The sequence below is a fragment of the Bacteroidota bacterium genome, assembly GCA_016711505.1.
Taxonomy (GTDB): Bacteria; Bacteroidota; Bacteroidia; order AKYH767-A; family 2013-40CM-41-45; genus JADKIH01.
The window spans coordinates 288,213-309,106 of sequence record JADJSV010000003.1 but is presented as its reverse complement, the minus strand read 5'-3'; the positions used below and the strand labels follow the sequence as shown (position 1 = coordinate 309,106).

Here is a 20,894-nt window from a genome sequence, read left to right as displayed (position 1 = left end):
GAAATTATTTTTTATCGGACGACTTTTTCATTTCTTCCTGTTGCCGCATCCAGATAGCCGTTCTTTCCTCCTGGGTCAGAATATGACCATTTTCCTGAACATAAGGTCTTACTTCTTTCTTCCAGTTTTTGAAACGTTTTATATGGTAAGCCATTTTTTCTTTTTCAACCAATTCCTTTCGTTGCTTGTCTGTTGTGATTGCTTTATCCTCACGCTTCATTTCTTTTTCGTATTCATCTTTCGCTTCCTGATCGCCGCCCATTAATTCCTCCTCGACTTCATCCAGTCTGATGTCGTTTAATTTTATAAAATCTTCGTACGCTTTTACGGCTTCAAAATAATTGACATTCGGATCTTCCATCATGTTGATCCAAACCGGATTTTCCGGATTTGAAACCGGTGTTTGACCGGTTTGAGCTGAGGCTTTAAAACTGACATAAACAATCAGTAGCCCTAGTATTATTTTAAATTTCATTTTTGTGTTGGCAGAATACAATACTACTCAAATATCCAGTGAAAACCAACCTTAAGAGTTAAGGGCAAAATGTATTCTTGGAATTTTCAGGATTAAAAGCGGCAAAGTTCAATTTTCAAATATTTTTATTGGGGTAAAAGAATTGCATAAAAAAAGCAGAGGTTTTTTTCCTCTGCTTCCTTATTAGAATTTGAATTCTAAATTAATTATTTCATTTGGCCCTGAAGAGCTTGGTCAAGTGCGGGACCACGAAGATCTCTGCCTACTATGATACCATTACCATCGATCAACCAGTTTGCAGGAATCGATTTGACGTTATAAATTGATGCTGCATCAGAATTCCACCATTTAAGATCACTGACGTGTGAAGTCCATGTCAAACCATCTTGTTTAATTGCATTTGTCCAGCTTGTTTTGTCTTTGTCAAGTGACACACCATACACAGTAAATCCTTTTCCACTTTTGAAATTAGAGTTTTTAAATTTTGTGTAAGCCTGAACTACAGCCGGATTTTCACGTCTGCATGGTCCGCACCATGATGCCCAGAAGTCAATCAATACCATTTTTCCTTTTAAACTTGAAAGCGGAATTGGTTTGCCTTCGGGAGACATATAACTTAATTCAGGAGCTTTGTTTCCTACTTCAATTCCTACAGTAGCTGTGGATTTTTGAGCGAAACTTACTGTTGAAGCAGTCAATATAACTGCCAGAGCGAAGATTATTTTTTTCATAATATTTTTTTTGCAGGCCTGATGGGGCAATTATCCTGCCATTTTGGATTAAAGATAACGCTAAATTGGGCTAAAAGTTTGGTATTTCACAATTTTTTAGCTGCAATTATTTAAACCCTGACAATTTTCGCTCCAATTGCATTCAATCGCTCGTCGATTCGTTGATATCCACGGTCAATTTGTTCAATATTGTGGATTACACTTTTGCCTTTCGCAGATAGTGCTGCGATCAGCAATGCCACCCCTGCTCTGATATCCGGCGAAGTCATTTGGATCGCTTTTAATGGAACTTTTCTGTTCAATCCGATAACAGTCGCGCGGTGTGGGTCACACAAAATGATCTGTGCACCCATATCAATTAGTTTATCGACGAAGAATAACCGACTCTCAAACATTTTCTGATGAACTAAGACAGTTCCGTTTGCTTGTGTAGCTGTTACCAGTACAACACTTAAAAGATCCGGAGTAAATCCGGGCCAGATAGCATCAGCAACAGTCAGAATTGATCCATCAATAAATGATTCGATTTCGTAATTCTCCTGACGGGGAATGAAAATGTCATCGCCCCTTAATTCCATCTGTATTCCGAGTCGTCTAAACATTTCAGGAATAATTCCCAGATGCTGATACCCGACTTCTTTAATTGTGATTTCTGATTTTGTCATTGCTGCCAGCCCGATGAATGAACCGATCTCAATCATATCCGGAAGCATTTTATGTTCTGTGCCTTTCAGAGAAGTCACTCCTTCTATCACCAGCAGATTCGAACCGATACCTGAGATCTTTGCTCCCATTCGATTCAACATCTTGCAGAGTTGCTGTAAGTAAGGCTCACATGCAGCATTGTAAATTGTTGTAGTTCCCTCAGCAAGAACAGCGGCCATTACAATATTTGCAGTACCTGTAACTGATGCTTCATCAAGTAACATGTATGCACCTTTAAGCTTTTTTGCTGTTACATTATAGAAACTATCCTGATCATTATAGTCGAACTGTGCCCCTAACGATTGAAAGCCGACAAAATGAGTATCGAGTCTTCTTCTGCCGATCTTATCACCACCCGGTTTTGGAATTCGCGCTTTACCATAGCGGGCAAGTAGCGGCCCAACGATCATGATCGACCCACGCAGAGCAGAAGCTTGCTTTTTAAAATCCGGAGTATCGAGATAATCAATATTGATATTCTTTGCATGAAATGTGAACTCGCCTTTCAGTACACCTGTTTGTTCAACCTGAACACCAAGATGTTGAAGAAGTTCGATCAGTTTATTTACATCCCGGATGTCGGGAATGTTTCTGATCACCATTTTTTCAGGAGTAAGGAGAACTGCACACAAGATCTGCAGAGCTTCATTCTTTGCTCCCTGTGGAACCAATTCACCTGAAAGTTCAAGCCCGCCTGTTACTTCAAAACTATTAGCCATAAATTAATTTTTAGTCGTCTGAAACGACACACGAAGAAAAAATACTTCCTGCAATCTTTGTATGTGAAGATACTAAAGTTTTGAACAGATATAATTGAAAGAGTTTATCTTTTTTTCTAATATAAGATGGATAATAAAACCTCCTGCTTCTATTGGATGCAGAAGTAATTCCGGCACCTCATCTTTGTAAAAAAAACAAGATGAAAAAAACAAATATATTCCTTGCCTTCCTGCTAATGGCAATAACTTTAAATGCCCAGATTGCACAGCAACATCAACCACCTCCATCCAATAATTTCCCTTATACGAGAGGAATGTTAGTTGACTGTACAAATGAGATCGTTGTTGATATGAAAAACGGAAACCCGCTTGGTGCTTTCGATGAATTAAAAACATATATCAGGGAAAATTTCATTGGATACATTGCTTTATACGATCTTGATCATAACCTGATCATTGGCAAACCTGTTTTAGAAATGTATCTGAAACAAATGATTACAGGGTTGAAATTCGAATTCCCGCAATTACGCATTGGAGTCGTTGGAAAAAAGTCTGACTATACTATCAGGACCAGAAAACTAAAGGCTAGCGATTATTTTTCACCAGTCATGTTTGGTAAACAGTCCGTATAATTTAAATCAATTGGATTCCATGATAAATTATGTGGGGAGTTCGGAAGATATGCAACGTTCCGAAACATTAAAATTTTTTCTCCGAACTGTCGACTTCACAAAAACCATCCCGAGCGACGGTTTGAGTACTTGCAAATCGGCTATTGACGTTTTCTATCTTGAAGATCGCTATTGGAAGGACGCAAGTTCAGGCACGTTGAATCTGGTTAAATCGAAATTTGAAAGTTATAAATCGGTCTTGCGATTTCTGCAGGCGTTGAAGTGTCCTTGTTATGATATCAGCATAGAATCCGAATTTGAACCTACTAATTATTTCAGATTGCAAGGATGGACAATTACAGATCAGATTGAACAGGCAGATCCGTTGATCGATAAAATGATGATTCCTTTCTACACAAGTCCATTTAATGCTAATGGAGCTTTTGACATCAATTGTAAATTACTGCATTTGCTATCCGATCAGTTTTCCAGAAACGGGACAACTTTTTATACAGGCTTTAGCGCACAGAGTAATTCATTCAGTTTTTGTAATTCGTCAACTACACCTTTGGAACATCTTGGCCGCTATCTGATGGGAATAATTCCAATGGCATCCGGCAACATGTATTCAGTAGAAAAAAGTTTTCTCGATAAACTGAATAACCCCGCTTATATGTGCGCAGGTTGTTCGTGTTACAGCTATAACGAAAACCAATATTCATCAGGCAATCCAACTGCAAATATGTGCGCCGGTTCAATGTGGTTTACTTATTCAATGCTTAAAAATAATGGACTGTTCAGAAATGGCTCACAGAAAGAGAACTTGGTTTCAAACAGCAAAATTGAACTTCAAATTATAATGGGCATTTCTCACATTGACATGTCCTTAACAAATGGGGAATTTTTTACTGTTATACTTTATGATAGCCAGGGGAGAAAAATTGCCGAACAAATATCAAATTCTCCATCGCACACTATTGAAATCTCCGGATTAAAAAGTGGCACATATTTTTTAAATGCAATCTCAATCAGTGGCAGACACTTCAACAGGGTCGTACCTGTTCTCCATAGATGATTCCCGTAAGAATCTGAATACCGTGCTAAATTGTGTTTCCGGATTTTCTCTTCAGTAGAAACCGGAACACAAAAAGCACATTTACTTTTTATGATCAGAGTTTTAATCTGTAGTACGAATAATTGAATTGAGAATATTTGCCGGAAGAAAAGGTAAGTCCCAGGGGTGTGAGAAAATAAGCGTATTGTTGAAATGCGGACTTGCTTTTTTATTCCGGTCAAAAAATTGCGCTAATATTCTTTCCCGCAGAGATGCGCAGAATACGCAGAATAGCCGCAGATTTTTTTGTTATCCTAGAAAATAATTGATATTTCTATTCCGCAGGAATCTCTGCGGTTTTTCTGCGTATTCTGCGCATCTCTGCGGGAAATAATTTTTTTGTGCTTTTTCTCTCAAACCTCGTAAAAACCCAGGATACATACAGAATGAGGCTCATTAAAATTTGCATTAAATAAATCACATTTTGTAACATAAAAAAAGCCACCCGGTCAGGTGGCTGTATTTTTTTAATCGCTATTGCTAACTTAATTACTCAATAGTATTTCACCGGTTGATCTTCAAACTTCAACGATTTCTCTTTTGAATTTTCATCACGCAAAATGCGGCTATGCAGGGTGATCTTGTTATCAAATAAAAACCGGAAAAATAATTTCGTCCAGGAAGTATGTGACTTAAGTGTATCATAGAAAGCGGGTGCTTGCTTTTTTAATTCCGGAAGTTTATTCCATGGAATGGAAGGAAAATCATGATGTTCATTGTGAAAACCAACATTGAAGGCAACATTATTAAAGAACCCATAGTAACTGTATGTTTCCTGCTTTTCATCGAGTACTAAATAATGTTCCTGGATCCATCTTGCGCCCAATGGATGAAATCCAACAGAAAAGAAAAAACTAAGGGCCATAAATGCCATCGCTTTCCATCCGAAGAAGTAAATGATTGCAAAATCAAAAGCAAACTGAACTACCCAGTTTACTATTACCCAGCTATCAATTGGCTTTATGTATTTTAATCTGAACGTACGTTTTAACTGAACAAATGGAAACAATAATAACCAAAGCGCTTTGCTGAAGAAATTATTTCCCAATATACGTGCTTCCCAGAAATCTGGTAAGTCAGCATCCAGATCATGATTTCCCTGATGAACATGATGCATTCTGTGATATCTAGTAAAAGAAATCGCACTTGGCAAAACATGCGGCAAGTTGGCAGTCATCGATGCAATGTAATTCGGAACTTTTCCCTTGAACAAAAGATTATGCGAGCATTCATGGATCATCACAAACAGTGCATGATTAGCAAAAGCTCCATAAGTGTAAGCTACCAGAAACACAAGCCACCATGAACTGTCTTTCAGCAAATAAGAAATTACGATCATTGAAATCACTATTCCAACAAGAGGAATTATTGTAAATGGATTTTTACCTATTAAATTCCTTACTTGAGGGTATTGACTTAATATCTGTTTGGTACGGGCCTTATGTGGTTCGGGTTCGTGGGAGTAACGAAACTTAGAATTTGACATTGATGAACTGATTATTTTTTCCTTCTGTTATTATTACTATTACTGTTTTTGTTCTTATTCATTTGCTGACGAGACTTCGGCTTAGGAATATGATTGTCACGTTGCTTTTCTTTACTTAAAGCAAGGATTTCATTCGTATGATTCAGTCGAACTGTTTCGTGAAGTTTCACCGCTCCTTCTGTTAACTCTTCCATGTGTTTGAAGATCGTTGCATCATCAACAGTGTCTTTATTCCATGTCAGATAAGACATCTTCATAAAGTTTGCGAGATTCTGAATGATCTGCTCTTTCTTAGGGCTATCTTCCAGATCAGTAACTTTTCTGATCATGTCTTCCATTACTTTACCGTAGTATTTGTAATGAATATCACTTGTCGGATAAGAAACCGGCAATGGCTTTGCGTGAACAATAGATTTTTCGGGAATTGGATAAGGACTATCCACATCCAGTTTAAAATCGGAGATTATGAAAAGATGATCCCATAATTTCTGTTTGTAATCTGTAATCTCGCGAACAGATGGATTGAGCATAGACATTGCGTTAACAATAGTCACTGCTACTTTGTTTCTTTTTTCACGATCTTCAATCAGAATTGCAGCATCAACCATTTTCTGAATGCTTCTGCCATATTCCGGAATTCTCAAATGATTTCTTTGAGTGTTATATTCAAGATGTTGAATATCTGTAAAAGTCTCAACTTCAGAAGTTGATGATTTTCTTTTTAATGCCATTTAAAATTTTTTAGGATTAGTACGGACTAAAAAACGAAGTTCCGTTGCGCCCGGCTTTAATGTGCCTGTCAGTGATGCAAATATAGATAATGGATTGATACTAGCCAACTATGCGTAATTTAGCGAATCTGAGCAGAAGTTGCTTATTTCCAAAGCCCGGGAAGGTAACCGTAGCTTTTCTGTCACCGGGATTGCCCTCAACCTTTATCACTTTTCCCAGGCCGAACTTCACATGTTCAACTTCCATACCTTCGGCAAGATTAGCAGTATCATCACCTTCGAAAGTCGGAATATTGTCAACAGTTGCAGTATTTAACTTCTTCAGGCTTCCGTTATTCAACTTTTGCTGAATATCGAGTAAGGTTGGTTTTGAACTTGTTGATGTGGTCGAACGTTCCCATCTGTCAAATGGCATATCTTCGAATGCAAAATTATTCTTGGATGGTCGCTGAATAGTTTCTTCAATGAACTTCGGATCGATTTCTTCAATGAAACGCGAAGGTTCACAATTGATCAGATTACCCCATTTATAACGCGAGTTTGCAAAACTGATAGTCAGTTTTTTCTCCGCTCTGGTGATGGCAACATAAAACAATCGTCGCTCCTCTTCAAGATCTTCTCTCGAATTCATCGACATCTGCGATGGAAATAAATTCTCCTCCAATCCTACAACATGCACAGCCGGAAACTCTAAGCCCTTTGCAGCGTGAATTGTCATTAAGGACACTTTATCATCGCTTCCCTCTTCATCATCATCTGCATCGGTCAACAATGCAATATCCTGCATGTATCTGTCAAGTGTCCGTACAATTGTATCCGGATCCTGATTTACATCTTCATCGCCATCCGGAGTGATACTTCTTCCTGTATCTACGAATTCTTTGATACCATTCAGTAATTCCTGAATGTTTTCATAGCGACTTAATCCTTCGGGCGTTTTGTCCTGATACAGATCACGAAGTAATCCGGATGATGTTGCAATAGTATTAGCCAGATCAAATGCATTATCAGACTTCAGTTTCACCTCGAAGCTTCTGATCATAGTAACGAACTCATTGATCTTTCCATGTGTTCCTGAATTAAAGGCACACGGATTTTGAAACGGATCGATGATAAGATCCCAGATACTTTTATCTTGTTCGGAAGCAACAACAATCAGTTTTTCAATCGTCGTTTTTCCAATTCCTCTTGTTGGAACATTTATAATTCTCTTAAGAGCTTCTTCATCATTGTGGTTGATGACCAAACGGAAATAAGCAAGTAAGTCTTTAATTTCTTTTCTTTTGTAAAACGAAAGTCCGCCGTAAATGCGGTAAGGAATTCCCATTTTCCGCAAAGCTTCTTCCATTGAACGCGACTGTGCATTGGTCCGGTAAAGAATTGCAAAATCCTTATTGTTCCACTGCTGATGCATCTTTGTATCAAAGATGGAATTCGCAACCATGACACCTTCTTCATTGTCGCTTAAGGCGCGCATCAATTTTATCTTATCACCTTCGGCATTATGCGTCCAGACGTCTTTCTTAAGTTGATTTTTATTTTTTTCTATGACGCTATTCGCAGCATTAACGATCACTTGAGTTGACCGGTAATTTTGTTCGAGTTTAAAAACTTTCAGATCAGGATAATCACGTTGCAGTGAAAGGATGTTCTGAATGTTTGCACCACGGAATGCATAGATCGATTGCGCATCATCGCCAACAACACAAAGATTTTCATAGGCTGCAGCAAGTTTTTTTACGATCGAATACTGAGCAAAATTTGTATCCTGAAACTCATCTACTAAAATGTATTTGAATTTATGCTGATACTTGTGGAGTATCTCAGGATATTTATTGATCAAGACCCAGACATTGAAAAGAAGATCATCGAAATCCATTCCCGATGCTTTGAAGCATCGTTTAACATAGAGCTCATAAAGTTGTCCGAGTTTAGGCCGGCCTGAAGAATAATCATCACCAACAAATTCAACATTCTTCTGATATTCACTCCATGAGTACAGATTATTTTTGGCTGAAGAAATTCTGTTCAGCACAACATCAGGTTTATATAATTTGTCGTCGAGTCCTTGTTCTTTGATAATGTCTTTCAGCAAACTTTTTGCATCATCCGTATCATAAATGGTAAAGTTGGAAGGGTATCCGAGTTTTTCAGCTTCTATTCTGAGGATCTTTGCAAAGACGGCGTGAAAAGTTCCCATCCAGAGATTCTTCGCTTCACTCCCGGTGATCTTTTCGATCCGGCCCCGCATTTCTTTGGAAGCTTTATTGGTAAATGTGAGCGCAAGAATATTAAAAGCATCCACACCTTTATGCAAAAGATGTCCGATTCGATAAGTAAGAACTCTTGTTTTCCCTGATCCGGCGCCGGCAATGATCATAACCGGGCCATCGGTATGGATTACCGCGGCTTGCTGGGCTTCATTAAGTTCTGCTAAATAATTATCTTTCATCCGGATCTGTGGAAAACACTATAAAAAAGCCGGTTTCAGCCGGCTAAATGTTTCTCAAAAATACCACTTTTCAGGCTTCAAATCGCACTTTGTTCAAATTCTTCCAATAAATTATAGTCAACTTTAACAAAAATGGGAGGAGGTTTTGTTTATTAACTTGAAAAGACGATATTTGCGTCCCTTTTTAAAACATCATCGGAGAATGGTGATCCACTAGGTCGGTGGAGAAGGGATCAAATAACCATCAAATAGAAGAAAAATGTCAGTAAAAATCAGATTATCACGCCATGGTAAGAAGCACAATGCTTACTATCATATTGTGGTAGCAGATGCTCGTGCTCCAAGGGATGGTAAGTTTATCGAAGTTATTGGTAACTACAACCCCAACACGAATCCTGCGACCATCAATCTCAACTCCGACAAAGCACTGGCTTGGCTAGGCAACGGAGCTCAGCCGACAGACACTTGTCGTGCAATCCTTTCTTACAAAGGAGTTCTTTTCCGCAATCACCTTCAAAAAGGAGTTGCAAAAGGAGTTCTTACTCAAGAGGCAGCAGATGCAAAATTTGTAGCCTGGGAAGAAGGAAAAGTAAATAAGATCGAAGAGAAAAAAGTAAATCTTACAAGCAGCGCTAAAAAATCTATGGAAGATCGTTTAGCTGATGAGAAGAAAAAGAAAGAAGCGAAAGCAGAAGCTATTCGTATCAAAAATACACCTCCACCGGTTGAAGAAGCAGCTCCTGTAGCTGAAGAATCAGCTCCTGAAGCTCCGGCTGCAGAAGGTGAAGCTCCGGCAGAAGCATAAGCTTTTCCGGTATAACTTTAAAAATCCGTTTTGCAGATTGCAGAACGGATTTTTTATTTTACACCCGTGAAATCAATTAACATCAATAAACTTTCAAGAGTCGGTTTTATCAACCGGACGCATGGCTATAAGGGCAATTTAAATTGCGTGACGGATATTTCACGACCGGAAAAACTGATCAAACTTGATTTCCTTTTTATTATGATCAATGGGTTGCCCGTTCCGTTTTGTATAGAAGAGTTAGAAGTGAACGGCACAGATTTTTTTGTAAAACTCGAAGAGATCAATTCAGATGTTGAAGGCAAGAAATTCCTGGGCAAAGAACTTTTCGCAGAAAAAATGCGCGAAAAGAAATCAAATGTTCTTATGAGCTGGAAAGATGTAGAAGGTTTTACAGCAACTGATGAATCTTTCGGTGAATTAGGAATCATAACAGAAGTAGCAGAATATCCGATGCAATACATCGGTAAATGTATGATCAATGAAAAAGAAGTTCTTTTTCCTCTGAATGATGATGTAGTTACTGAAGTGGATGAAGACTTGAAGGTTGTTTATCTGGATCTTCCGGAAGGGCTGCTGGATATTTATCTCGCCACTTGATTTTTTTAAGTCAAACGTCAATATGAATGTCTCAAATTTGTTTGTTAAATAATATTAAATAGTTAAACACAATCTGCGGCTATTCTGCGTATTCTGCGCAATTCTGCGGGAAATAAATCAACTTTCCTATTCTTATATAGTTGAATTCAAGTCTCACAGTGCTACTCACAACTTACCACTTACTACTCACCAAAAATAAAACCTTCGCATTTAAAAAAATTCTCCCTAAATTTAGGAAACAATTTTTCCACGCATCAAAGAATGTATGAGCGAAACGTCTTTTCGATTTAAACAATTTACAATTCATCAGGAAAAGTGCGCGATGAAAGTAGGTACCGATGCCGTACTTCTCGGATCGTGGGTACTTCCGGAAAATGCAAATCATATACTTGATATCGGTTCAGGAACCGGAATCATTGCATTGATGTTAGCACAGAAATCAGAAGCTGAAATTGATGCTATCGACATAGATGAAAATGCATACAATCAGACCAAAGAAAATTTCCGCATCTCACCCTGGTTTTTCAGAATGTATCCGCATCATATTTCTTTACAGGAATTTGCAAAAGATAAAGTCCCTTCATACGATCTCATCGTAACCAATCCGCCTTACTTCCATCATGCATCTAAACCAAATGTAGAAGCAAGAATTCACGCACGACATAGTGAAGTGCTCACCTTTGATGAATTGATCGACGGTGCAATCAAATTGCTTTTACCTAATGGAAGATTGTGTGTAATTCTTCCTTGTAAAGAAGGAATGGAGTTTTTAGACAAAGCTCAGAAGCGCGGATTGTTTTGCAGAAATCTTTTACGCGTACGAACACGTTCCGATAAATCAGAGAAACGATTATTGATGCAATTTTCTTTTCAATTTGGGACGATGACTGATGAAGAGATTACTATTCAGGAAGAAGATGGATCGTTTACGAATGATTATATAGAATTGACAAAGGAATATTATATTAATTTGAAAAACAGTCTTACGAAATAAGAAACGGCAGGAGTATTCTATGAAAAGACAATCCCTCAAAACTAAAGTCCAACCTTAAACAAGTAAACAGATTTTCAAATTACTTTTTCGTTAAAACGAATTCCATAATGCTCAAGTTCATTCAACACCGGTTCATAGATAGATTTATCGATCGGAATTTGCACACCCTTCAACGCAATCTTTTTATTGAGAATAAATTTTGCTGCAATTGCAACAGGTAGCCCAACTGTTTTTGCCATTGCAGTATAAATAGAGTTATCACCTTTTACAACCAATGAAGAAGTATGATGAACATTTTTACATGCTAATTTATATTCGAAAATATGCTGCATAACGATCATGTCTTTGTCCTCAGGTCGAAGTAACCATTTCCGTTCCAATAAAGTTTGTAAGATCTGTGCAGGTGTCGAATCAGGAACAGTGATCGGATCATCAGCAAGAATTCCTGTCCACTCTACCAATTGAATGGATTCGTCATTCACAGTACAATTCATAAATGCAGCAAGCCGGTCTTTCAGCGTAGCTCCTTTGACTGATTTAGGAATAAACGATTCCACAACCTGAGCGTAAGTCATCTTAGAAGAACCTTCAACAACAAAAGAATCATCCGTAAGTCCTAGTTTTACAAAAACATTCCAGCCTTTGCAATATCCTTTCTGACGCAATGTTCCACGCAGCATTGTTGGAATTGTTTCAAGTCCGTAATGATGTCTGTAAGCTAATGAATCACGGTTTGCATATCCATCATAAGAATTATTTTCGTCGACACTTATCGTTTCTATTTCCGTGAACAATCGATTGTATGGAATGTATTTGTACTTGCCATTCTCTACAAATCGTGCTGTTCCCTGCCCTGCTAAGATCACATTGCGCGGGTTCCATGAAAATTTATAACCCCACGGATTGTCATTCGATTCAGGAGCAACCAATCCTCCTGTATATGATTTGAAAGAAGTGAGCTCGCCACCTTTCGATTTTATTTCATCAATGATCTGCATTGCACTCATGTGATCGATTCCCGGATCGAGTCCGCATTCATTGAGTAAAATTATATCGGCAACTTTTGCACCTGCATCCAGTTCCTGCATTTCAGGAGAAACATAAGATGCTGTAACCAGATCTTTTTTCTGCTTGACACATTCTATTGCAACCGGTAAATGCATATGAGCAGGCAATAGTGAGATAACGATATCAGCATTTGCAATATGTTTCTCACGGTCCGTCTCACTTGTAATGTCAAACTGAACAGCTGTAGCCGCCGGGTGATCATTCGTTTTCTGACGTGCACTTTCAACGGAAACATCTCCCACAGTCAACGTCCAGTTTTCGGTCTGGGCATTCTCAAGAAAATAATTGATCAGACTGGAAGAAGACCGACCGGCTCCGATTAATAAGATACGACGCATAACAGGAAATGAATTTCGGGCGAAGATAACAAATGGCATTGCAATGGATCAGTGCAACTGTTATTATTGTCAAAACAATCTGAAAATGCTATTTGATTATCAGAATTTCAACAAGTTAACCTGTATAAATCAGGAAAATAACAGTCCACAAATGTCTTATGAAAGTTCCTTTTTTATACATTTGGCACGTTTTTAGTAATCCCGAAAACCCGAAACGAAAAAACAATCCACATAAAATGAAAAAAGCAATTTACTTACTAGGTCTCGCATTCTTTTTTTCTGTTGCAGTGAATGCACAGGCAAATAATGCAATTCTCTTCGCCGAAAATGGTGAAAAATTTCAAGTCATTCTGAACGGAATTTTACAAAATGCAACTCCGGAAACGAATGTAAAAATGACGCAACTGGTCGCAGATCATTACAAAGCAAGAATCGTATTTGCAGATGCAAAATTAGGCTTCGTTGATTTCAACATGTTCTTTAATGAAATGGGTTCAGAAGTTACCTGGAATATCAAGCAAAACAACAAAGGACAATACGTTACACGATATGTAAGCGCAGTTCCAATTGCACAAGCACCACAAACTCCTTCTTCTCAAACAGTGGTTGTGTATACTACAACAGCACCTGTTTCAGAACCGGTAGGATCAACTACTACTACAACAACACATTCACAAACTACAACATCGAATGGCGGTAGCGACAACATCAGCATTAATATGGGTGTAAGCGGAACCGACATGGATGGTACAGGTGGCGGAAGTATCAGCATCAATGCATCCGGTTTCGGAATGGATGATGGTGCAACGACATCTTCAAGTACAACAACTACTACAACAACACATTCATCTACAACTACAACAACAGGTTCAACTCCTGTTTATACGAACACTCCACCTCCAACACAGGTAGTTTATGTGCAAGGTTACAATGGCAAGATCGGTTGTCCGATGCCTATGAATCCTGCAGATTTCGGAGATATGAAAGAAACAATCCGTTCAAAAGATTTCGAATCCACAAAACTTACAATTGCAAAGCAAGTATTACAAAACAACTGTCTGACATCACAACAAGTAAAAGAAGTTCTGACATTGTTTGATTTTGAAACTACAAAAGTTGATTATGCTAAATATGCCTATGATCACACATATGATCTGGGAAATTACTACAAGATCAATGATGCATTTGAATTCGAATCATCAGTTACAGATCTCAACAATTATATATCAGCAAAAAGATAATTATAATGAAGTTAAAAAAACCCCGCCGGATAAGCGGGGTTTTTTATTTCATATCTTTATCGACGAGTTCAAATAGCAAAAAATAATATGTCAAAATATATTACCCTCGGCTCCATCTTCGCAGGCACAGCAGTTATCCTGGGTGCATTCGGTGCTCATGCCTTGAAAGAAAAACTGAGCATTCAGCAATTACAGGTTTTTGAAACCGGAGTTAAGTATCAGTTCTATCATGCCTTTGCAATTTTGATTCTTGGACTTTTGTCAGAACGATTTCATGTACCGGCATTAAATTATTCCTTCTGGTTCTTTACGGCAGGGATTTTGTTATTCTCGGGTTCATTGTATTTATTGAGTACGATTGATATCAACGGACTGTCCGGAATTAAAAGCATACTTGGTCCGATCACACCATTAGGCGGGCTGTGCTTCATTCTGGGATGGATCAGTTTGATCATTGCTGTTAAAGGAAAATAAACACTTCACAAAAAGAAATATTATGTCAAAAAAAATCCTCCTCTTATCGCTTGCAAGTTTTTTGTTCTTTGCATGCAAGTCAAATAAGGAAACTGCAACTGCTGCAGATTCAACTGTAATTTCTCAAACTAAAACTGAACCCGTGAAGACAGAACCAACAATAACGACAGCACCTGTTGAACCGGTAAATGCAGGTGCAACTGCGAAAGTAGATTCTTCAAAAGACGATCTTTATCGTTTAAGTGTTGTATTTTTTTCCATTGGTTCCGGAACCGATAATAAAGCGATGAGAGCATTTGAGGATCTTATAAGCGATTTCGCTGTTAAATCAGGCAAAAACATAGATTACGAAAAAACGCCATGGGGCCGGGAAGGTGAGACAGATTACTGCCTGCGACTCAACGAATTAGATGAAAAAAGTCAGGCGGAATTTGTGAAACAGACCACCGAAACTCTGAAAGATGCAAAATGGGTCCATATCTATGAGAACCAACCCTGTAAGCACAAACGAAAACGTTAAATTGGGCTTTCTGAGAATTTTTCCCTTTCTTTGCACAACGTAAAAAAACACCTTACTCATGAACGAATTTGGCCTAAAAGCGAAGGATGCAACCATCGCTGACCTGGGTTTAAAAAATGTTGCCGACGCATACTGGAATTTACAGCCTGCAGAGCTTGTTGAAGAAACCATTCTAGGTGGCGAAGGTATGTTAACCGATACCGGTGCCCTTGCTGTTGACACAGGAAAATTTACCGGAAGATCCCCAAAAGATAAATTTATAGTTTGCGATGAGACCACTGAAAAATCAGTTTGGTGGGGCGACATCAATATCAAATTTGATTCTGAAAAATTTGATCGCCTTTATCATCGTGTTACAGGATACCTTCAGGGCAAAACTATTTATGTCCGCGATGCTTATGCTTGTGCGGATCCAAAACACAGATTAAATATCCGTGTTGTAACTGAATCACCATGGGCAAATTTATTTGCACATAATTTATTCTTACGTCCTACGAAAGAAGAAATTCTGAATGCTGTAAAAGCAGAATGGACGATCATCTGTGCTCCCGGATTTATTGCGGATCCTAAAGTTGACGGTACACGTCAGGGAAATTTTGCAGTATTGAATTTTACAAAAAAGATAATTCTTATTGGCGGAACTGCATATACAGGTGAGATCAAAAAAGGTATTTTCTCTGTATTGAATTATGTTTTACCACATGAGAAAAAAGTTTTATCAATGCACTGCTCTGCAAACATTGGTAAAGCAGGCGATACTGCTATCTTCTTCGGATTATCAGGAACAGGAAAAACAACTTTGAGTGCTGATCCAAACAGAGGTTTGATCGGTGATGATGAGCATGGCTGGGCAGATGATACTGTTTTCAATTTTGAAGGCGGTTGTTATGCAAAATGTGTGAATCTTTCCAAAGAAAAAGAACCACAGATCTTTGACGCTATTAAATTCGGCGCATTGGTTGAGAACATTGAATTTATTGAAGGAACAACGATCGTTGATTACGATAATATCAGCAAGACTGAAAACACTCGTGCAGCGTATCCTATTCATCATATCGACAATGCAGTAGAACCATCAATTGCAGGAATTCCTAAAAACATTTTCTTCCTTACATGTGATGCCTTTGGTGTTCTTCCTCCTATATCTAAATTAGATGCAGGTCAGGCTATGTACCATTTCATTTCAGGATATACTGCAAAAGTTGCAGGAACAGAAGTTGGTGTTACAGAACCGACAACAACATTCTCTGCTTGTTTTGGAAAAGCATTTTTGCCATTACATCCAACGAAATACGCAGAACTACTTGGTGAAAAACTGAAGAAACATAATGTAAATGTATGGCTTGTTAACACAGGCTGGTCTGGCGGATCTTATGGTGTAGGTAACCGGATGAAGTTATCGTTCACAAGATCGATGATCGCAGCAGCGTTGAATGGCGAACTTGACAAAGTTGAATTTGAGAAAATGCCGGTATTCGGACTTTCAATGCCGAAGACTTGTCCAAGTGTTCCGACAGAAATTTTGAATCCAAGAAATACATGGGCAGATAAAAACGAATACGATGCAAAGATGAATACACTTGCATCTTCTTTCGTTCAGAACTTTGCTCAGTATGCAGAATACGCTACTCCGGAAATTCTTAATGCAGCACCGAAATTAACAGTGAATGCATGACTGAATTAGGGTTAATATAATTTTAAAAACCTTCTTCCTTCGGAGAAGGTTTTTTTGTTTCTTGTCAGTTGTAAAAAAAATCGTGTGGATCTTTATTTCGGAAATATTAATTCAGCAGGACAGATAATTCTGGAAGATGATGAATTCCGTCATCTGAAAGTTGTCAGGAAAAATGTTGGTGAAAAGATCCTGATCACTGATGGCGCCGGAAATATTTATACTTCTGTTATCTCTGAGATCAACAAACACGATTGCATTGCTACAATAGAATCGAAAGAAGTCCAGAAGATTTCCCGGCCACTGTTTCATCTTGCAATTGCACCCACAAAAAACATTGACCGGATCGAATGGCTTTTAGAAAAATGTGTTGAGCTGGGATTATATAAGATCTCTTTTCTGGTATGTCGTCATTCAGAAAGGAAAGATGTAAAAACAGACCGATTGAAGCGAATAGCTATCTCTGCAATAAAGCAATCGGGCAAGGCGCTGTTACCTGTGATCAATGAAATGCAGCCTTTCAATAATTTCCTGAAAACAGAGTTAGAAGAACAGAAGCTTATCTGTGCTATGGAAGCCGGTCCAGAGAATCATTTGAAAAATATACTTAAGCCGGGGAAAGATGCAGTAATTCTCATCGGACCGGAAGGTGATTTTCATGAAAGTGAAACTCTTGCAGCGAAGGAAAACGGTTTTGTATTAACGAGTCTGGGACCTGAAAGATTACGGACGGAAACTGCGGCTATGGCGGCTTGTGCTTATTTCAATTTTAATAAGCATGGGAAAGAATAGTTTACGCTTAAAATTAAACACTGAGATCACTAAAATATATCACAAGAACACTTGTGCTCTTGTGCCAAAAACTTAGTGATCTTGTGTTAAAATCTTTAAACTACACTCTATTAATTGTACATTAGCATAATGAGAAATTTCTTCTTCGCAATAATTGCATTTTCTTTTATCAATAATGCAAAGGCTGCAGATCCATCTTTTAAGATTGCCTTATTGAAATATAATGGTGGTGGCGACTGGTATGCAAATCTTGAAACTTCGTTACCTAATCTTATCACGTTTTGCAATACTAATCTTGGGACGAATATCAATCCTGAACAAGCGATCGTAGAGGTTGGCAGTCCGGAAATTTTCAATTATCCGTTTCTTCACATGACCGGACATGGCAATTGGGTTTTGTCAAATGCTGAAGCAGAAAATTTAAGAAAGTATCTTGTCAGTGGTGGCTTTTTACACATTGACGATAATTTTGGTATTGATCCATTTGTCCGGCCGCAACTAAAAAAAGTATTTCCCGAACTTGATCTTGTTGAACTACCTTTCTCCTATCCCATCTACCATCAGAAATTTGACTTTCCGGATGGCTTGCCAAAAATCCACGAACATGATGGAAAACCTCCGCAAGGATTTGGATTGATCTACGAAGGCAGACTTGTCGTTTACTATAGCTTTGAAAGCGATTTAGGCGATGGCTGGGAAGACTACGATGTACACAAGGATAAACCCGAAGCACGACAGAAAGCTCTTAAAATGGGCGCTAACCTGATCCAGTACGTTTTCAATCAGCAGATGAAATAATTAGAAATTTGTATTGAAATAAGATTCGGTTAGGATTAACCTATTTTTTTTGTCTTCCTGAATAATATTATCTTATTTGGCAGTATCATACACACAAACACACTTTACTTAACACATGACACTCATTATCGAAAAGCATCCGGATATTTCCCGGCTGTCGAACTGTTTCAAAAAAATTGAAACCCTTGCAAACGATTTAGGATTAGAAGTTGACGAATTGATCATTGATAAATTCAAAAAAGTTCGTTCAGCAGAAAATCAAACTACGGAACCTCAGAAAGAATTTGCTAAGTATAGAGCGAATTTGTTTCGGGAGAATGACTGGAAGGTCATATTTTAACTAATAACTAAAATTGAAAAATGGTGTAGCTACAGAAGTAGTTACCTTGATTTGGCTTTTGGTTTTTTTTCTGAATTGGCAGGTATAAAATTTATTTTCATTATCTAATTATAGACATGAAACAGTAAGGCTTAATAACCGAAAAGGTCCTTTCAGGATGACCTTGAATTGACCAAAAATAAAAAGATTCGGGCCTTCGCCCGAATCTTTTTTTCCCTTTTGCATTTGAAGTAAACCGACTCGTCATCCTGGAAGGATCTTTTCGTTTTCTAGTAGAGCCCTCTATTTAGCAAAACGATGAATAATGAATAATGAGGTATATACAGAAGTAGCTATTTCAATTAGGCTTTCGATTTTTTCTAATTACAAATCTCTAATCCCAAATTACAAAAAAAAAATATCCCCTGAAGAACTTCTCCAGGGGATTTTTCATAAATGATATTTTCGAATTATTGTACTGCAGCTTTGAAAGAAGCGTCGTTGAATAATTTAATGAATTCACGATCTTCAGCAGCCATTGATTTCAATGAAGCATCTTTAGCGATAGCTGATGTAAGGTTAGATACAACACCTGTGTTATCACCTTTACGGGAAGAGATAATTGCTTTAAGGTACATTCCCATAGCTGTATCTTTATCAGGAGAAGCATCGATTGTGCTCATTGCACCATCTTTGTCACCTGCTAATAATTTAGCTAAAGCAGCATTGAAGCTATTTACTCCTGAGTAATGAGATACGGCAGCAGAATAGTTACCGTTACGGATATCAATGATTCCCATATTTTCATTTACTTCGGAACCTGCAGCACTTGCTTCTGCATAAGCTGCAGCAGCATTTGTGCGGTCACCTTTACGGCTATAAACAGCACCCATGTTATTTTTAATAACCGGATTGCTTGGGTTCAATTGATCAGCTTTTGTGAACTGAGTCATTGCTCCATCAACATCACCTGTTGAGAAAAGAACCATTCCAACATTGTTTGCTGCTCTCCAGTCTTGTGGATAGATACGCTCAGCAGAACGATAGATAGAAAGTTTTTCGTTGTTATCAGTTGTCAATGTTGCAGCATAAAGGATCTCTTCAACATTTAATGAATCAGGATTTGATTTTGCAAGTGCAGTGATCTGCTCATCAGAACGACCGATTTTATCAGCATTGATAGTAATTGCAGAACGACGTAATTTAGGAAGTACACCTTCTGCGATCTCATCATATGCTTTACCCATTTTCTTAATTTCCATTTCACGAGCTTCAGCATCTGAATTAGAAGCAACGATACGAAGGATCATATCTTTCTGAGGCATATCAGAATTTTGCATCAATGTCTGGAAACCTGCCCAGTCTTCATTCGTAGTGCTACGAGTGAACAATGAACTGTCTGCGCTGATCTTGATACGCTCTTTAGGTTTACGATCTTTGTTCATCATTTTCGTCATTGCATCTGCCATATATTTTGCAGATGATTTCGAACGATTTTCAGCAAGATCAGTATTGATTTTTTCAGTTCCATCAGGTGATGCATAACCCATGATGCTTACGCCTTTTACAGAATAAGGAGCAACAGATAATGCTTTCATTGCTGAATCCAACATTGAAAACTGAACTTTGTTATTGATATCACACTTCTTCACTTTGAAGTTAGGATTTACATTTGATGTATTGATCAAATAGTAAATTCCGCCATCAAAATTCGCCGGAGTAATTCTTTGGAAAGCATCTTTTCCTACGATTGCTTTTTCGTCAGCTTTAACTAAAAGCGGAGTAACGATCGTACCGTCAGCAATTTTAATTGCTCCGATCTCTTTCGTTGTTTTGCCTTTAGTACCTGTTGATTTAGCCATAACATCAGCGGCTTTCATGTCAGCTGTGTAAGCGATCTTGTCAGTGTAGGTAAAACTACCGCCTGCTTTTTCGTTGATCTTAACACCGGCTGTTTGTGATTTCTCACCAACAATAGTGACAGATTTGTACGAATGCTCAGCTGTAGAAGATTTAATAACCGGAGTTACTACAACATCTACTTTTTTAGCGAAGTACTTTGGAGGGTACGTACCCTTAACTGAGATAGCAACGCTGTCGCCATGGAGTTCTAGTGGATTAGGGGTTACTTCGTGTTTAACCTGGCTGTAGTTTTTGGCCATTTTCCCTAAGCCGTTACAACCTGCTACTGCTACTGCTAACAGTATGAAGGAGAGTGATTTAAGCTTATTCATTTCGAGTGGAATAAA

The 20,894-nt window shown here is 38.1% G+C and carries 20 protein-coding genes; 12 read left to right on the top strand and 8 right to left on the bottom strand.

Going from position 1 to position 20,894, the window contains the following annotated elements:
- Positions 1-4: 4 nt before the first annotated feature.
- The 3 genes from IPL24_07195 to murA all read right to left on the bottom strand — a co-directional run bounded on the left by IPL24_07195 (position 5) and on the right by murA (position 2,630).
- Positions 5-475, bottom strand: coding sequence for a hypothetical protein (locus IPL24_07195; protein MBK8363470.1), 471 nt, complete (start codon positions 473-475; stop codon positions 5-7).
- Between the two features lie 206 nt (positions 476-681).
- Positions 682-1,206 carry a TlpA family protein disulfide reductase gene (locus IPL24_07190; protein ID MBK8363469.1) on the bottom strand — a complete coding sequence of 175 codons (525 nt, stop codon included), beginning with the start codon at positions 1,204-1,206 and terminating at the stop codon, positions 682-684.
- 110 nt (positions 1,207-1,316) lie between these two features.
- Complete coding sequence (murA, locus tag IPL24_07185) at positions 1,317-2,630, bottom strand: UDP-N-acetylglucosamine 1-carboxyvinyltransferase (protein ID MBK8363468.1); 1,314 nt, start codon at positions 2,628-2,630, stop codon at positions 1,317-1,319.
- Between the two features lie 200 nt (positions 2,631-2,830).
- Here murA and IPL24_07180 point away from each other — a divergent pair, with 200 nt between their 5' ends.
- Both IPL24_07180 and IPL24_07175 read left to right on the top strand, forming a co-directional pair.
- Positions 2,831-3,262: a hypothetical protein gene (locus tag IPL24_07180; protein MBK8363467.1), complete on the top strand. Its 432-nt coding sequence runs from the start codon at positions 2,831-2,833 to the stop codon at positions 3,260-3,262.
- 121 nt (positions 3,263-3,383) lie between these two features.
- Positions 3,384-4,316: a T9SS type A sorting domain-containing protein gene (locus IPL24_07175; GenBank protein MBK8363466.1), complete on the top strand. Its 933-nt coding sequence runs from the start codon at positions 3,384-3,386 to the stop codon at positions 4,314-4,316.
- A 532-nt stretch (positions 4,317-4,848) separates the two neighbouring features.
- Here IPL24_07175 and IPL24_07170 read toward each other — a convergent pair.
- The 3 genes from IPL24_07170 to IPL24_07160 all read right to left on the bottom strand — a co-directional run bounded on the left by IPL24_07170 (position 4,849) and on the right by IPL24_07160 (position 9,024).
- On the bottom strand, positions 4,849-5,841 hold the full coding sequence (locus IPL24_07170; protein ID MBK8363465.1) for a fatty acid desaturase: 993 nt from the start codon (positions 5,839-5,841) through the stop codon (positions 4,849-4,851).
- A gap of 11 nt (positions 5,842-5,852) precedes the next feature.
- Positions 5,853-6,572, bottom strand: a complete 720-nt coding sequence (locus tag IPL24_07165; GenBank protein ID MBK8363464.1) for a DUF4290 domain-containing protein — start codon at positions 6,570-6,572, stop codon at positions 5,853-5,855.
- Positions 6,573-6,672: 100 nt separating this feature from the next.
- Positions 6,673-9,024, bottom strand: a complete 2,352-nt coding sequence (locus IPL24_07160; protein MBK8363463.1) for a UvrD-helicase domain-containing protein — start codon at positions 9,022-9,024, stop codon at positions 6,673-6,675.
- 259 nt (positions 9,025-9,283) lie between these two features.
- On the opposite strand from IPL24_07160, the gene IPL24_07155 reads away from it, so the two are divergent.
- The 3 genes from IPL24_07155 to IPL24_07145 all read left to right on the top strand — a co-directional run bounded on the left by IPL24_07155 (position 9,284) and on the right by IPL24_07145 (position 11,423).
- On the top strand, positions 9,284-9,829 hold the full coding sequence (locus IPL24_07155) for a 30S ribosomal protein S16 (GenBank protein ID MBK8363462.1): 546 nt from the start codon (positions 9,284-9,286) through the stop codon (positions 9,827-9,829).
- Positions 9,830-9,895: 66 nt separating this feature from the next.
- On the top strand, positions 9,896-10,429 hold the full coding sequence (locus tag IPL24_07150; GenBank protein MBK8363461.1) for a hypothetical protein: 534 nt from the start codon (positions 9,896-9,898) through the stop codon (positions 10,427-10,429).
- A 322-nt stretch (positions 10,430-10,751) separates the two neighbouring features.
- On the top strand, positions 10,752-11,423 hold the full coding sequence (locus IPL24_07145) for a methyltransferase (GenBank protein MBK8363460.1): 672 nt from the start codon (positions 10,752-10,754) through the stop codon (positions 11,421-11,423).
- A 74-nt stretch (positions 11,424-11,497) separates the two neighbouring features.
- Here IPL24_07145 and IPL24_07140 read toward each other — a convergent pair whose 3' ends face one another.
- Entirely contained in the window at positions 11,498-12,829 is a 1,332-nt protein-coding gene (locus tag IPL24_07140; GenBank protein MBK8363459.1) for a saccharopine dehydrogenase NADP-binding domain-containing protein, read from the bottom strand.
- Positions 12,830-13,065: 236 nt separating this feature from the next.
- On the opposite strand from IPL24_07140, the gene IPL24_07135 reads away from it, so the two are divergent.
- From IPL24_07135 to IPL24_07105, 7 genes are all read left to right on the top strand, one after another.
- Positions 13,066-14,070, top strand: a complete 1,005-nt coding sequence (locus IPL24_07135) for a DUF4476 domain-containing protein (protein MBK8363458.1) — start codon at positions 13,066-13,068, stop codon at positions 14,068-14,070.
- A gap of 87 nt (positions 14,071-14,157) precedes the next feature.
- Positions 14,158-14,544 carry a DUF423 domain-containing protein gene (locus tag IPL24_07130; GenBank protein ID MBK8363457.1) on the top strand — a complete coding sequence of 129 codons (387 nt, stop codon included), beginning with the start codon at positions 14,158-14,160 and terminating at the stop codon, positions 14,542-14,544.
- Between the two features lie 22 nt (positions 14,545-14,566).
- The gene (locus IPL24_07125) at positions 14,567-15,064 is read left to right on the top strand and encodes a hypothetical protein (GenBank protein MBK8363456.1); all 498 of its coding nucleotides are present in this window, start codon (positions 14,567-14,569) and stop codon (positions 15,062-15,064) included.
- Positions 15,065-15,122: 58 nt separating this feature from the next.
- Entirely contained in the window at positions 15,123-16,739 is a 1,617-nt protein-coding gene (gene pckA / locus IPL24_07120) for a phosphoenolpyruvate carboxykinase (ATP) (GenBank protein ID MBK8363455.1), read from the top strand.
- A gap of 105 nt (positions 16,740-16,844) precedes the next feature.
- Complete coding sequence (locus IPL24_07115) at positions 16,845-17,528, top strand: 16S rRNA (uracil(1498)-N(3))-methyltransferase (GenBank protein ID MBK8363454.1); 684 nt, start codon at positions 16,845-16,847, stop codon at positions 17,526-17,528.
- 129 nt (positions 17,529-17,657) lie between these two features.
- The gene (locus IPL24_07110; GenBank protein MBK8363453.1) at positions 17,658-18,326 is read left to right on the top strand and encodes a DUF4159 domain-containing protein; all 669 of its coding nucleotides are present in this window, start codon (positions 17,658-17,660) and stop codon (positions 18,324-18,326) included.
- A gap of 115 nt (positions 18,327-18,441) precedes the next feature.
- Positions 18,442-18,666, top strand: coding sequence for a hypothetical protein (locus IPL24_07105; protein MBK8363452.1), 225 nt, complete (start codon positions 18,442-18,444; stop codon positions 18,664-18,666).
- Positions 18,667-19,115: 449 nt separating this feature from the next.
- On the opposite strand, the gene IPL24_07100 is transcribed toward IPL24_07105, so the two are convergent.
- A complete protein-coding gene (locus tag IPL24_07100) occupies positions 19,116-20,879 on the bottom strand; it encodes a hypothetical protein (protein ID MBK8363451.1) in 1,764 nt (587 codons plus the stop codon).
- Positions 20,880-20,894 lie beyond the last annotated feature (15 nt).